This is a genomic window from Bacillus sp. FSL W8-0519 (genome assembly GCF_038005585.1).
GTDB classification, from domain to species: Bacteria; Bacillota; Bacilli; order Bacillales; family Bacillaceae_G; genus Bacillus_A; species Bacillus_A paranthracis.
In genome coordinates, this window is sequence record NZ_JBBOTL010000001.1 from 1,299,071 (window position 1) to 1,313,687 (window position 14,617).

Here is a 14,617-nt window from a genome sequence, read left to right on the forward strand (position 1 = left end):
TTGTTACTGTTATAGCATATTAAACATGTTGTTTATAAGGCACGACGGTTACCTATTTAGGCATAGGTTTGTGCACTAAATTTGAAGATGAAATTCTCTTTCTTTACAATAGAAGTAGGTGTTATTTCTATAAAATATGGAAAACGTAAAGAGTATGTAAAAAAGAAGGAGTGGTAAAGTGAACTATGTCATTATTGGCGGAGATGCAGCTGGTATGAGTGCAGCGATGCAAATTGTTAGAAACGATGAAAATGCAAATGTTGTGACGTTAGAAAAAGGTGAAATTTATTCGTACGCGCAGTGTGGGTTACCGTATGTCATTAGTGGTGCTATCGCTTCAACGGAAAAGTTAATCGCGCGTAATGTAAAGACGTTTCGTGATAAATACGGGATTGATGCAAAAGTACGACATGAAGTAACGAAAGTAGATACGGAAAAGAAAATTGTGTACGCAGAGCATACGAAGACGAAAGATGTCTTTGAATTTCCGTACGATCGTTTATTAATTGCGACTGGCGTGCGTCCTGTTATGCCAGAATGGGAAGGTCGAGATTTACAAGGTGTTCATCTTTTAAAAACAATTCCGGATGCTGAGCGCATATTAAAAACGCTAGAAACGAATAAAGTTGAAGATGTAACCATTATTGGCGGCGGTGCAATTGGACTTGAGATGGCAGAAACTTTCGTCGAACTTGGTAAGAAAGTAAGAATGATTGAGAGAAATGATCATATCGGTACAATTTACGATGCAGATATGGCGGAATATATACATAAAGAAGCAGATAAACATCATATTGAAATTTTAACGAATGAAAATGTAAAAGCGTTTAAAGGGAATGAACGAGTAGAAGCAGTTGAAACGGATAAAGGTACGTATAAAGCGGATCTTGTTCTAGTATCTGTCGGAGTGAAGCCGAATACTGATTTTCTTGAAGGAACGAATATACGTACAAATCATAAAGGGGCAATCGAGGTAAATGCATATATGCAAACGAATGTGCAAGACGTATATGCAGCTGGTGATTGTGCGACACATTATCACGTTATAAAAGAAATTCATGATCATATTCCAATTGGAACAACTGCAAATAAACAAGGGCGACTTGCTGGACTGAATATGCTGGATAAACGAAGAGCTTTTAAAGGAACGTTGGGTACAGGCATTATTAAATTTATGAATTTGACGCTCGCAAGAACAGGCTTAAATGAAAAGGAAGCAAAAGGATTACATATCCCGTATAAAACAGTCAAAGTAGATTCGACAAATATGGCGGGCTATTATCCAAATGCGAAACCACTTTACTTGAAATTACTATACCGTTCTGACACGAAACAATTATTAGGCGGACAAGTAATTGGAGAAGAAGGTGTAGATAAACGGATTGATGTGATCGCAATGGCACTCTTCAATAAAATGAGCATTCACGATTTAGAAGATGTCGACTTAAGTTATGCACCACCATATAACAGCGTTTGGGATCCAATTCAGCAAGCGGCAAGACGAGCGGAATAGCACTTTTTAAGTGCTATTTTTTTCGTTAAAGGGTAATCATCATTTTTGTCGAATGAAGAGGGTTGGGAAATAGTTACATATAGGGAAGGGGATTATTAAAAATGTTTGTAACACTTCAAACTGTTCAAGAATCAGAAAAAGAAATATTGCGTAATTTATATGCACTATATCTGCATGACCTCTCTAAGTTCACACCCAATATAACAATTGAAGCAAATGGATTTTTTGAATACGAAGATTTACATATGTTTTGGGGAAATGATGGAATCACTCCGTATTTTATTAAAAGTGATAATGAGATTGTAGGATTTTTATTAATACTGGAACGTCCATTTTTGAAGAAGGAAAACGATTTTGGTATAAATGACATTTTCATATTGAATCAATACAAGGGGAAAGGAATCGGTAAACAAGTTATTAAGAATGTACTAAAAGAGAAACGAGGGCAATATTTCGTTATCGAACTTGTGAAAAATGTACCAGCTGTTTCTTTTTGGAAGAAAGTATATAGGGAGCTAAACATCGAATTTGATGAGAAAATACAGTTAATCGACGATGAAGAATGCCTCGTGCAAACGTTTAAAATACAATGAGATTGGTGCTCCTAGTATATTACTTTGAAATTTAACTTTATTTTGAATATACCGTTCACCCTTGAAAACATAGTACGTATCGCTTATATTGTCATATAGTATTTAGTTTTTAAACAAAGCAATGAACGAACCAGGGGGCACAGTATGGCAATTAACATGAAAACAATCGAAGAATGGATTGCTGAATCAAACGCAAGACAGGAAGAAGACTTTGGACACGTTATTGAAGAGATGAAAGAAGTATGCGTCGGACTTGATAATGCGACATTAATTTATACGAAAAATGTATTTTGTTTCGGTAAGAAAGTAGAAGTATTTTTCTTCTTCCAAGACCATGTCGTGATCGGACAAGAAAAAGACGAATATGTTGAAATTGAAAAATTAAAGTATGATGCTATTACACATAGTAACTTAAAAACAAACGATAAAAATACAACGTTAGAATTAAAGTTTGCTAACGGACAATCTATCAATTTAGATAGTTTAAATGATAACTACGGTACGAAAAACTGGTTATTTGCGAGACAAATAAAGAGTATTTTTAAATTAATCTAGTAAAAAAAGCAGACCTCAAAGGGTCTGTTTTTTTACTTGGTCCCTATTACACAAAGGTATCCTCTTTCTTCATAACATTTCACGCTTGTAAATCCTGTTTTATAAAATAGGTTTACTAATTCTTCATTCGTTTTGCATTTCTCTATATGATATTGAATTTTGAAAGTTTCAGCCACTAATAAAAAGGATCCTTTCGGTTGCAAGACGCGAAATACTTCTTTTATATCTTGTTCCATATCAGGCCAGAAGTAGTGTGTTTGAAAAGCGGTAATGAGATCGAAGAAGTTTGTATGATAGGGAATAGAAGAAACGCTTGCTTGTTGAACAATGACTTTTTGTTTTTGAACATCTTTTATATTCGTCTGTATCGAATTTTTTACAGCTTGATAGGAGTAATCAATCCCGTATATTTTTCCAAGTGGAGTTCGTTTTGAAAGAGTGTGTATCGTTTTACCGCCGCCACAACCGATATCTAATATAATTGCCTCTTTCTTTATATATACTTTTTGTAATGCCCAATTGGTTAGTCTCGTATGTGCACTGTTCATAATACAAAGCATGGAAGAACCAATTGTCCCCCGAGGATTTTTTGCTTGCTGGATTAATCGTTGTAAAATGCTCAAGTTAAACTCTCCTTTTATGTAAGAATATATACTCACTTCTCTTTTTATTAAGTAAGTCCTTTAAAAAAAGCACGCCGATGAGCGGCGTGCTTCTAAATACGCAAATCCCCTTTTAACCAATTCCGCGCCCGATAAGCTCCAACAGGAATTTGAATAAGTGACGTTTCATTCCCAGCATCTATTCCGTACAACTGATCACATGAATTTGTATCAAAACTAAGTAAAGGATGCCCGCCCATCCCCATTGCGGTCGCTGCAAAAACGAGTTTGTGAACGAGTATACCTGCCTCCATTTGATGAATACGGTACCCTCTATAGCCTAATGCATTTGTATAGTAATCTTTCTTTCCGACTACATGTAAGCAAAGTGGTACTTGAAAAAGGTTTACGTTATCCATCGTCATACTAGATTGAAGGGGATAACGAAGGTCCCCATATCGAAGTGATTGTATGGAATGTGTTTTACTGTTATAAGTGTAAGCGCCGTTTTCTATATCTTTTACATTATAGAAACATCCATATAATGAGACGCGCACATTTTCATTTACATACTGACCATCAATGTCATTGTAATAAGGGAAGGAGAGGCTCGCTTCTTGTAGTAAAGTAGCGAGCTCGGCTGCATCCCATTTTGTTAAAATAAAGTCAGCATCAGGGGAATACCGTTTTCGGCAAAGTTGTAAGAAATCATAAGATAAACGCTCTACTTTCGGCAGTTGTACAGCGTGCACATGATGTTGATAGTGCTCTTCATGAGCTAGTGTTTGGAACTGTGCTGTCGATTCGATCATAGAAGCTACATTTATTTTTGTTATCATCGGATACTCATTTACATGTTTTGAGCGAACGAAATGTTCATGTGCTAAAGGCGGAATTTGTTGTAATAGCTCATGAGAAGTAATTGTTTTATGTTCACGGTAATCATTGTGAAACCAATTAGATTGCGGTTCTGTACTGAAAGGAACGACAGCATACACGCTTTCTTCTCCTTCTGACAGTCCGAGTAAATGATTGATTGCACGGTCTAGAAACTGAAAATATACACCATTTGTGTAACCAAATTGTTTGGCACATTCCAGTAATTGGCCGATGAGAACACCGCTATCTAACCCTTGAAGCCGATACGAAAAGTTATTGTATTTAAAGTAGTTTTTCCAAAACATAGTGGATACGAATGCAGCACCAAAACAAGATTGTATGTTACAACGATTGCCAAGTGCTTCTGTAAGGTAAGAATCGAAATTTCCTTCGCGAAGTAAAATAAGTCGGTGATGCGCGGCGTCGTAATGGTAAATGCCGTCTGGATAATCGTCAATTTTTAAATATATATACAATTCATTTGGATATAAAGCGCCGCCGGAAGGGATAGATCTTCGAAATAAAATTTTCTCGCTATTTAGCTGACATAACTGGGTTAAACCAAATGAACACCAAAGGTAATGACCAATCTCTTTCAAAGTAGGTGTAGTAGAAGAGTTAGGTAAAGAGAATGGGATTTCTAAAGAGAGAGGAATGATAGGTACATTTCGATATAGTTTATAAGGAAGCGGTGCATCTTCCCAGTCCACTTCATGATTCGGCATAATTTCTTCTATAGAAAAATGGAGATGATGTAAAAAAGTATCCAGCTGCATAGAATCCCTCCTTTACTATGGAAACGGATGCGGATGTGGATTTAATTGTTCATTCGTTAAAGGCTCAGCGGTATATCCAAGCGTCATCGGTACAGTATACACTCTATCCAGTCCTGTAATCCGAGTGAGATGGTGACCGAACGTCATCGGTAGCATGCCTGGAATAATGACTTTTACACAATGCAATCCGTTTTTTTCTATAAGAGGCACTGTTTGATCTACAACGATTACGTCAAGTCCAGATTGCTGCAGGCGGTTTAAAAGTTGATTAAGATCGGATGTTAAATCTAGATCAACTGATTGTAATCCGTTCATTTCTTGGAACGTTTGCACCGGGGCATCCCCGCGTAAAAGAAAGTGAAGACGTTCTTCTGCTTCTTTCAATCCGTACAGCATACTATGGTCTTCCATTTTATTTACGAGATACGGGTCTTGTAAGCAATTTTCGTAGTGCTCTCTTTTTTGTTCGAGTTCATCGTCTGTTATAAGTAACATGCCTGCTATTTCATGGATGGCACTCTTTAAAGCACGGACTGGGTCCAAATGAGAGCCTCCAGCACAAACAACGTTCATTCCATTTTCACGCGTATTTTTCGCGATTACCCATAAGCTTGGGATGCCGTGTTCCATCGTTGCGTTAAAAGCATGCAATTCATAACCGGTAATCGTGTACAGCCGCTGAATCATTAATTGTAATTCCGTATCATTTGCTGAACTAAGATCAAGGCGGGGAAGAGGTAATTCGGCATACCAAGTGAGCAAAAAGGCGTCACGCTCTACAACTTCTAAAATACCGTGAAAAATTGCTTCTTCTAAACTACCACCAATGGCACATCCATTTGATGTTTCATATACGTAAGCATCTCGATGACCGAGGCTATAATAAGCGATTGATTCAGGAACTAAAATTGGACGGTTTTGTGACAATGAATATCCCCATACCCAGTTTTGTTCATAGTCAGGGTCAAACGGTTTAAATGGAAAACCATCACGATTATAGTGTTCATTTGTATGTACACCGAGCGTAAGGGGATTTAGTGCATGATCCTCTACATCATGAAAACTAGCATGCACATTTGTCTTTTTCCCTCGAGGTGACATACCACAATATCGCTCTAAACCTTCTAAAATAGCAGTTGCTTCACTTATTGCAAATGAAAGAGTTCGGCCTGCAACCCCTTCATTTCCAAACATTAATGGCATGTTTATAATAACGTCAGCAAATGGTAATAAAGAATGCTGCATTTTTCCGTTCAACATACCGACTCGGTAATCTAAATAGTCCTTCGTTAAAAATGTGTTTAGTTCATGAATGGAACGACAGCGATATGTTGCATCACTTGTTTTTAAGCTCGGTTGTAATGAAATCGCTGCTGCATCTGCCGTGTCATCAGGCAAATTACTACATACAGGACAGAGCGGATCTGGAAGAAAAGAATGCCGCGTACATTGCAGTGTTTGTAAGTTTAGTAAAATGAGTTCATTTTCTAAAGAAGAATGAGTATGAGTTAATATTTTCTCTGTTTCTGCGCAAATAAGATGGCACATTTGCAGAATGCCATTTTGGGTGGCACGTACATCACGCCTTGTTACGTTTTCTTCTTTTACCGCATATTTTCGTTGTAGCTCCCACATCTCTTTTTGATCAAATCCAGCGATAAAGCGTCGTCCATCGGCACAATGAGTACATCCTGCTGCAAGAGGATGAATATAAGGACCGATAATACCTTCACCAAATGAAGTAAAACCACGTAGCCACGGAATATGATTTGAACGGAAAATTAGCTCAGCGTCATGATGAATAGTAGAAGGAGAGCCGTCGTGTAATACGAGAGCGAGATCGATATTTTCAGGGAGTTCGTCTGCAATTGTATGTTGGCGAACGATGGAATATTGTTTGCATAATCGATCATGTACATAGTCTGCAAGAATGCCATCCCCTATAAGTAATATATTTTGAGTCATAGACCGTCCTCCTTTGCAATTAATACCCCGTACACACCATCTAAGTTTTCTTTCAAAAATGATTCAATCGCTAAATCAAACACGAATGGATAAAAATGATGTTCTTCTAAATGTTGCAGGGCAAGCTGTACAGATTGCGTACTTGGAATTTCTTCTTCTGCTTGTATTTCTAACCTAAAAGAATCCGTGTCATATAAAATAATAGAGGATTCCGGCAAGATATTAGCTCTGTAAGGAGTTTCTTCATTTTGAATATGAAGAAGCGATAGTTGTAGTGCGTTTCGTAACGCTAACGTCATATTAATATTAGATGCACCGTACCATCGATCATGTATACCAACCCAAACGACTGGAAAGCTGAGAATCTCTTCACCCATTGCGATTTTAGGTGTTTCATGAATGGTAGCGAGGGCATCGTAATAAAATCTACAATGTTTATCATAAATGTCCGTTAAGTCGACCGTCGTAATTTCTTCTAGCATATGTGCTTGTCGTTCATACAATTTGTGATTTAAATGTTGTTGTAGTGCCCGGTATACACCCTCTGTCATCGTTTCTCCAGCGCCAATACCGATATCGTTATGTTCAGGGATAAGGCGGTGCATAATTTCTGTTACATAGGTTTCAATTCCTGTTAAACCAGCTTCTCGGCGCGCTTCGTTATGAGTCAAACCAGCGCAAGTCATAAGAGGAAGGAGGGAAGTTGGACCATCTGATAGCGGTGTAGCTACTTGAATATTGCATTGTGATAATGGTAATTGATATAAATCTTGTTCATCCCATACATGGAATATACCAGTTTCTTTAGAAGTTAATGAATCGAAAAAACGGAATAAATCAGTTGAGGTATGTTGGTTAGACCGATGCTCAAGTTGTTCAGAAAGGTTTTCTATCGTATCAATTGTAAAACTTTCATCAGTGGCGAGAGGATGTTTTATAAAAGGATGCCATGCTCCTTCGAGTGTTTCATAATTTAATAAAAAGAATTGAGGTTCTTTTTCTCGGTAAGAATCATTAGCAACGTGCTTAAATAATTCAAAAACGATTATATTTGCTAGCATTGCAGATGTAATAGGAGAGAAGGCGGCTGATGAATTTTCATTTTGTAAAGTCGTTTCATGTAGCCGATGCCATGCGGATTCCCAGCATTCTTCACGATTAGCCATTACGACAGGACCAGCTATACCAAGTGTTGATAAACAAACGGCTGGTATGAAGTTCTTTCCTACTTCCTTGCAAATCGTGTGAGCTGCTCTTAGTCCTTCGATATCTCCATTTTGCGAAACGTATAAAATCCAGTCGAAAGGCTCGAACACTTCATGCAGGGGACGATCAATTGTTGTATCTATTTCTTGAACAAGTACAGCATCATCTACTTCATGCGCAAGTTCTACTAGCTCGTGAATACGGTCGTAATTCGTTTCTTCATAATCTGTCACAAGGTAATGAAAGGTAGGTAATCCGGATTCTAATAAAGAAGAAACTAAGGAAGTAAGCATATCTCCAGAGCCGATTATAAGTACATTTGCATTGCGGTACGTTTCGAATTTTAAAGCGCCTGAATGAGAATCTGCTTCTAGAAATTCAATTTGCGAAGCATATCTATCAAGTAATGCACTGTTTAATTCATGAGGTGCATCTTGACTTACATCACGGACAAACCCATTTGTATATAAAATCTCTCCAATTTCAAATACACGATTTTGATAGGGGAGAGGGAGACCATCCGTTATTTCTGCTAAAGAATAATTACCGTTAAACATTGGCATTAATTTTTCAATCCAGTTATAAATTCCGTCACCGTCCATACGAAATGAACTGGCGTTATTTCGAAAATAGACACCCCCGTTTGAGTCGGGGAGGAAGAAAGTATCTTTATTTGCTTTTAGTTTTGCATGTGCTGGAAGGTTACTCATTTTAATCCTCCTTACTTTTTAGGCATACATTATTACCTTATGTCATGCGATTTGTCCCGTATGAATGCAATAAAAAAAGCTGTAGAATGATATATTCTACAGCCTGTAATAGATTATGAATCCATCAACCTTCTAATAATAATGATTTTGGATCTTCAAGCATATCTTTAACAGCAACAAGGAAGCTAACTGCTTCTTTACCATCAACAATACGGTGATCGTAAGATAAAGCGATGTACATCATTGGGCGGTTTTCCATACGTTCGTTATCGATTGCAACTGGACGTACTTGGATTTTGTGCATTCCTAAAATACCAACTTGTGGGCTGTTTAGGATCGGTGTTGACATTAGAGAACCGAACACACCACCGTTTGTAATTGTAAATGTACCACCTTGTAGTTCTTTTAGTGAAAGTTTGTTATCACGTGCTTTTTTACCTAATTCACGAATTTCGCTTTCGATTTCAGCGAAGTTTAATTGGTTCGCATCGCGTACAACTGGAACAACTAATCCATCTGGAGCTGCTACTGCAATACCGATATCATAGAATTTTTTAATGATAAGCTCGTCGCCTTGAATTTCAGCATTTAATAATGGGAATTGTTTTAATGCTGCAACAACTGCTTTTGTGAAGAATGACATGAAACCAAGACGTACATCATGTTTTTTCTCGAAAGCATCTTTACGCTCTTTACGTAATTCCATGATTGCAGTCATATCAACTTCGTTAAATGTTGTTAACATTGCAGATGTTTGTTGAACTTCTACAAGACGTTTTGCAATTGTTTGACGGCGGCGGGACATTTTCACGCGCTCAACTGGTTTTTCGAATTCAGTTTTTGCAACTGGAGCAGGAACTGGACTTTTTGGAGCAGCTGGTGCTTCTTTTGGTGCTGCAGCATGAGCTTGTACATCGTGTGGTCTCACACGTCCAAGTGGATCTGTGCTACGTACGTCGTTTAAGTCGATTCCTAATTCACGAGCCATTTTTCTAGCAGCTGGTGATGCGATAGGACGGTTTGTATTTGGTAAACCTTGTAAAGTTGCAGTTTGTTCAGCACTTGGTGCCGCAGCTTTTGGTGCTTCAGTTGTTTCTTGTTTTGGTTGCTCAGCCAACGGTGCAGGTGTACTTACTGCAACTGGTGCTCCGTTTGCGTCTAAAATTGCGATAGTTGCGCCAACTTCAACTGTATCCCCAGGTTCGCCTAGTAACTTCGATACAATACCTGAATCTTCTGCAATGATTTCTACATTGACTTTATCAGTTTCAAGCTCAACAACGCTGCCACCTTTCTCAACTTTGTCGCCTACGTTGATAAGCCATTGTGAGATAGTTCCTTCAGTAATAGATTCTGCAAGCTCAGGTACTTTAATTTCGATCATTTTAAATGTCCTCCCCTTATTTGCCTAACGGTGTGTTTTTTCTTCTTTTGTCTTCGGTAATCTCCATTTGTTAGCCTGACCTTGGGCAGAATATCTGCCCAAGGAACAAGCTAGAAATCTTCATTGTTACTTTTTAGTTGCTGAAAACTTCAATTTCTAGTTTATCTTGACGGAAGTTATACTTCACGTCTAAAGCGTGTGAAACAATTAGTTCTTGCTCAGCTTTGTGAGCGAATGGATCGCCGCCAGATGGGCTAGAGCGATCTGGGCGTCCAATATAACCTGTTTTCACTTTATCTCCAGCTAGTTCGAACAGAATTGGAGCCATGTAATGCCATGCGCCCATATTACGAGGCTCTTCTTGAACCCAAATAATTTCTTCTAAGTTTTTAAAGCGTTTAATAATAGATTGAACTTTCTCAGCAGGGAATGGGTACAACTGTTCAATACGAACGATATGAATTTCATCTAAGTTGTACTCATGCTTACCAGACTCGATTTCTGCTGCTAAGTCAATCGCCATTTTACCTGTACTTAAAACAAGACGTTTTACTTTGTTTGGTTTCATGCCAAGGTTTTCTTGTTCTAAAGCAGGTTGGAAACGTCCTTCGCTTAACTGACTAGCAGTTGAAAGCGTAAGTGGGTGACGTAATAAACTTTTCGGCGTCATCAATACTAATGGTCGAACAGCTTCTGTTCCTAAGATAGATGCTTGACGACGCAGGATATGGAAATATTGTGCCGCGCTCGTTAAGTTTGCAACTGTCCAGTTGTTCTCAGCAGCTAACTGTAAGAAACGTTCAGGACGCGCACTAGAGTGCTCTGGCCCTTGACCTTCATAACCGTGTGGTAATAGAAGAACTAAACCAGATTTTTGACCCCATTTTGCTCTTCCAGCTGAAACATATTGATCAAATAATGCTTGCGCAGTATTTGAGAAGTCACCATATTGCGCTTCCCACATAACAAGCGTTTCTGGAGCGAATACGTTATAACCATACTCGTAACCAACAACAGCAGCTTCTGATAATGGACTGTTATGAACAGAGAATGAAGCGTTGATGTTTGGTAAGCGATGTAATGGTGAATATGTTTCATTTGTATCCGTATCGTGTAATACGATGTGACGATGCGCGAATGTACCACGCTGTGAATCTTGACCAGTTAAACGAATTGGTGTACCTTCTTGTAAAATAGAAGCAAATGCTAATGATTCAGCAAGTGCCCATTCAATTTTACCGTTCTCTTCAAGAGCGTCTTTACGGCGCTCAAGAATTTTCTTCACTTTCGGATATACGTTAAAGCCTTCTGGCCAAGATAGCAGACCTTCATTAATTGCACGAAGTGAATCAAGCTCAACACCAGTATCAATTGACTGAATGCCCTTTGCAACGACATCTGGCACTTTAACGTGAATTGTTGCATCGCTCGTATCAGCTGGCGGTACTTGTGCATAGTCAGATTTTAATTGCTCTTGCGTAAACTGTGTAATTGTTTCAATTTCATCTGCATTTAGAACACCAGCAGCTTGTAATTGATCTGCATAAATTGCTCTTACAGTTGGGTGATTTTTAATCTTTTTGTACACTTGTGGTTGTGTAACTGCTGGATCATCCATTTCGTTATGACCGTAGCGGCGGTAACCAATTAAATCGATTAAGAAATCTTTTTTGAACAACATGCGATATTGAATCGCAAGATTAGCAGCAGCAAGACAAGCTTCCGGATCATCAGCATTGACGTGAACAATCGGAATATCGAAACCTTTTGCAAGGTCACTTGAATATTTCGTAGAACGAGAATCATAGCTATCAGTCGTAAAACCAACTGCATTGTTTGCGATAACATGAATTGTTCCGCCTGTTTGATATGCATTCAATCTGCTTAAGTTGAGTGTCTCAGATACAATACCTTGACCAGGGAATGCAGCATCACCGTGAACTAAAATTACGAATGATTTTGAAGTATCTTGTTCTGGAAGACCAGATTTTTTACGATTTTCTTGAGCCGCACGTGCGAAACCTTCTACAACAGGATTCACGAACTCAAGGTGACTTGGGTTATTTGCTAATGTAACGCGAGTACTAACTTCTTCGTTACTAACGACTTGTTCTCTACCTAAATGGTATTTTACGTCGCCAGTCCAACCAGAGTTTGCTACTGCGCCTTCTATTTTTGCATGTTTGAACTCAGCAAACATGTGACTATATGGTTTTTCTAATACGTGTGCAAGTACGCTTAGGCGACCGCGGTGAGCCATACCAATCATGACATCTTCTACGCCGTTTTTAGCACCTTCTAGCACAATTTCATCTAGAACGGGTACAAGCATATCAACGCCCTCGATAGAGAAACGCTTTTGCCCAACGAATGTTTTATGCAAGAATTGCTCGAAACCTTCAACAGCTGTTAAACGTTTTAAAAGAGCAGTTCGTTTTTGATTTGATAGTGGTTGACGCAATGAATTTGATTCCACCATTTGATGCAACCACGCGCGTTCTTCACTATCTTGTATATGAGAAAATTCATAAGCTAAAGTTTGTGTATACACTTCTTTTAATCTATGAATTACATCAAGTGCAGTGTGAATACCTTCTGGTGCATCTTGCCATACTGTTTTTGCTGGAATCGCTTTCAAATCAGCGTCGCTCAGTTCGTTCATTGCTTTCTCAAGAAGAGATTGTCCATTTGCAGCATCTTCCATCGGATTGATGTGAGCCAACGTATGCCCGAAAGAACGAATCTGTTCAACAAGCTGAACGACTTTAAGAATTTTTTCAATGTTCCCTGTGTTTTGAGGAGAAAAATGTGTTGCTGTGTTGTCCCCTGTTACGACATCATCTTGAAACGAAGGAGCTCCAAAAATTTCAAAAAGCTCTTGTAATTCCGGATCAACAGAACCTGCTCCAGTTACGTAAAGATCATACTGTTCAATAACATAACCAAGGTTCGGACCGTGGAACTTGGCCCAAGGGTTTGTCGTTGTATTCTTCCTCGTCATTTGTTTAAACCTCCCAATGCATATAATCCTTTTTCCATACAAAAAGGTGCATTTTGCTCTTTTCAATAATTGATGAATCAATAATCAATGTAAATGTTTTTCTTTACTCTTATGTTATTACAATAATTTACATAATACCAAACACTATTACTTATCTGTTTTGTAAAAAAACATTCACAATAACTTATCACCCAAGTTAATCTTTCATGTTATAAAGTAATTTTACAGAAAAATAGGGTGGATATATTTGGTATACCTATACAAATAACTAAAATTGTTGCATGTAAATATAAGTATAATGGTTAGAATGTTTCGATAAAAATAAGTTCGAATTATGTATATTGAAATAATAAGCGCTTTCATTGATATTATACAACAATATAACGGAATATAGTATAAAAAATAAAAAATTATGAATTTATCGTAAACTTTATTTAGATAGTGTTAAATATTGAAAGGAAAGTGAAGGATTTCTACAAAAAAAGTTGCTAAACATAAAAAATGCTTTATAAACAGTTAGTTTCTATAAATATGACGAAAAACACCGTAAAACCAATAACACATTTCGCCGAATAAAGGGATAAATGAAATATTTTAAAAGGATAAAACAAATATGGAGATATTAAATTTAAAAAAAAGAGAGGAGGAGATATAGTAACTGTTAGTTACAGTGTTCCGTATTTTGTTTCAAAATAGACGTGCTGAAATTAAAAAGTTTCTTCTATATAAATAGAACGAAAAATAAACAAAACAGATGTAAAGGAAACTTGACGTAAAGTTTGCTTTACGTATATACTCGTTATAAGGAAGGAGGGAGAAATTTCCTTGGAAAATAAAATGGTCGAATACCGAAAAAAATTTGGACTATCTCAAGAAAAATTGGCTGAGAAACTTGGTGTTTCCAGACAAACCATCATTTCAATTGAAAAGGGAAAATACGATCCGTCACTTCCGTTAGCATTTGAAATCGCGAAAACATTTCAGACAACGATAGAACATGTATTTATTTATGAAGGAAAAGAAGGGGAGGAATAAAGATGAACTATTCACAAAAGTACTTCGTTATCATGGGAATTATTTTTCTATTCATGAGTGGATTTATGATATTAACAGGTATAATGACGCATTCCGCACCGCCAGAAGCAACTTATCCATTACTTGGTATGATGATTATGTGTTTTTGCTTAAGTTATTTACACCCACAATTTAAAGAAAAAGATGAGCGAATGAAACTTATTCGTTATAAAGGAATGTTCTTCAGCTTTTTTGCGCTAACGGCATATTATCTTCTTTTCTCTTTCGGCTTAAACTTAAAAATACTTACACTATCTGCTACTGAACTATTGAATATACTTATGGCACTTACAATGAGTACAGTTTTTATCTCGTTTGTTGTTTTATCGAAAAGATATTAAGATGGAAGTGAGAAAGGA

General features: G+C 37.5%; 11 protein-coding genes. 5 read left to right on the plus strand and 6 right to left on the minus strand.

Annotated features, from left to right (window positions below):
• Positions 1-178: 178 nt before the first annotated feature.
• The 3 genes from NST14_RS06745 (at position 179) to NST14_RS06755 (ending at position 2,661) form a co-directional block, all read left to right on the plus strand.
• Positions 179-1,513, plus strand: coding sequence for an FAD-dependent oxidoreductase (locus NST14_RS06745; RefSeq protein ID WP_001110208.1), 1,335 nt, complete (start codon positions 179-181; stop codon positions 1,511-1,513).
• Between the two features lie 101 nt (positions 1,514-1,614).
• Positions 1,615-2,106 (plus strand): GNAT family N-acetyltransferase, encoded by a 492-nt coding sequence (locus tag NST14_RS06750; protein WP_095842666.1) that lies wholly within the window; start codon positions 1,615-1,617, stop codon positions 2,104-2,106.
• A 144-nt stretch (positions 2,107-2,250) separates the two neighbouring features.
• Positions 2,251-2,661 (plus strand): DUF3908 family protein, encoded by a 411-nt coding sequence (locus tag NST14_RS06755; RefSeq protein WP_000996789.1) that lies wholly within the window; start codon positions 2,251-2,253, stop codon positions 2,659-2,661.
• Positions 2,662-2,693: 32 nt separating this feature from the next.
• Here the strand turns inward: NST14_RS06755 and NST14_RS06760 are convergent, their stop codons facing one another.
• The 6 genes from NST14_RS06760 to odhA form a co-directional block, all read right to left on the minus strand.
• Positions 2,694-3,284: a class I SAM-dependent methyltransferase gene (locus NST14_RS06760; protein ID WP_229142922.1), complete on the minus strand. Its 591-nt coding sequence runs from the start codon at positions 3,282-3,284 to the stop codon at positions 2,694-2,696.
• Positions 3,285-3,376: 92 nt separating this feature from the next.
• Positions 3,377-4,918 (minus strand): SagB family peptide dehydrogenase, encoded by a 1,542-nt coding sequence (locus NST14_RS06765; protein ID WP_095842668.1) that lies wholly within the window; start codon positions 4,916-4,918, stop codon positions 3,377-3,379.
• A gap of 15 nt (positions 4,919-4,933) precedes the next feature.
• A complete protein-coding gene (locus NST14_RS06770; protein ID WP_095842669.1) occupies positions 4,934-6,883 on the minus strand; it encodes a TOMM precursor leader peptide-binding protein in 1,950 nt (649 codons plus the stop codon).
• On the minus strand, positions 6,880-8,799 hold the full coding sequence (locus NST14_RS06775; RefSeq protein ID WP_061185267.1) for a putative thiazole-containing bacteriocin maturation protein: 1,920 nt from the start codon (positions 8,797-8,799) through the stop codon (positions 6,880-6,882). Before NST14_RS06775 ends, NST14_RS06770 begins: the two co-directional genes overlap by 4 nt.
• 124 nt (positions 8,800-8,923) lie before the next feature.
• The gene (gene odhB, locus NST14_RS06780) at positions 8,924-10,183 is read right to left on the minus strand and encodes a 2-oxoglutarate dehydrogenase complex dihydrolipoyllysine-residue succinyltransferase (protein ID WP_061535900.1); all 1,260 of its coding nucleotides are present in this window, start codon (positions 10,181-10,183) and stop codon (positions 8,924-8,926) included.
• A gap of 133 nt (positions 10,184-10,316) precedes the next feature.
• The gene (odhA, locus tag NST14_RS06785; RefSeq protein WP_000197153.1) at positions 10,317-13,184 is read right to left on the minus strand and encodes a 2-oxoglutarate dehydrogenase E1 component; all 2,868 of its coding nucleotides are present in this window, start codon (positions 13,182-13,184) and stop codon (positions 10,317-10,319) included.
• 825 nt (positions 13,185-14,009) lie between these two features.
• On the opposite strand from odhA, the gene NST14_RS06790 reads away from it, so the two are divergent.
• Together NST14_RS06790 and NST14_RS06795 are read left to right on the plus strand one after the other, a co-directional pair.
• Entirely contained in the window at positions 14,010-14,219 is a 210-nt protein-coding gene (locus tag NST14_RS06790; protein WP_000428510.1) for a helix-turn-helix transcriptional regulator, read from the plus strand.
• A gap of 2 nt (positions 14,220-14,221) precedes the next feature.
• On the plus strand, positions 14,222-14,599 hold the full coding sequence (locus tag NST14_RS06795; protein WP_001109907.1) for a hypothetical protein: 378 nt from the start codon (positions 14,222-14,224) through the stop codon (positions 14,597-14,599).
• Positions 14,600-14,617: the final 18 nt, after the last annotated feature.

Excerpts from the sequence above, each read along its gene's own strand:
- NST14_RS06770 (WP_095842669.1), bottom strand. The coding sequence starts at position 6,883 with ATGACTCAAAATATATTACTTATAGGGGATGGCATTCTTGCAGACTAT.
- odhB (WP_061535900.1), bottom strand. The coding sequence starts at position 10,183 with ATGATCGAAATTAAAGTACCTGAGCTTGCAGAATCTATTACTGAAGGA.
- odhA (WP_000197153.1), bottom strand. The coding sequence starts at position 13,184 with ATGACGAGGAAGAATACAACGACAAACCCTTGGGCCAAGTTCCACGGT.
- NST14_RS06750 (WP_095842666.1), top strand. The coding sequence starts at position 1,615 with ATGTTTGTAACACTTCAAACTGTTCAAGAATCAGAAAAAGAAATATTG.
- NST14_RS06765 (WP_095842668.1), bottom strand. The coding sequence starts at position 4,918 with ATGCAGCTGGATACTTTTTTACATCATCTCCATTTTTCTATAGAAGAA.
- NST14_RS06755 (WP_000996789.1), top strand. The coding sequence starts at position 2,251 with ATGGCAATTAACATGAAAACAATCGAAGAATGGATTGCTGAATCAAAC.
- NST14_RS06775 (WP_061185267.1), bottom strand. The coding sequence starts at position 8,799 with ATGAGTAACCTTCCAGCACATGCAAAACTAAAAGCAAATAAAGATACT.
- NST14_RS06795 (WP_001109907.1), top strand. The coding sequence starts at position 14,222 with ATGAACTATTCACAAAAGTACTTCGTTATCATGGGAATTATTTTTCTA.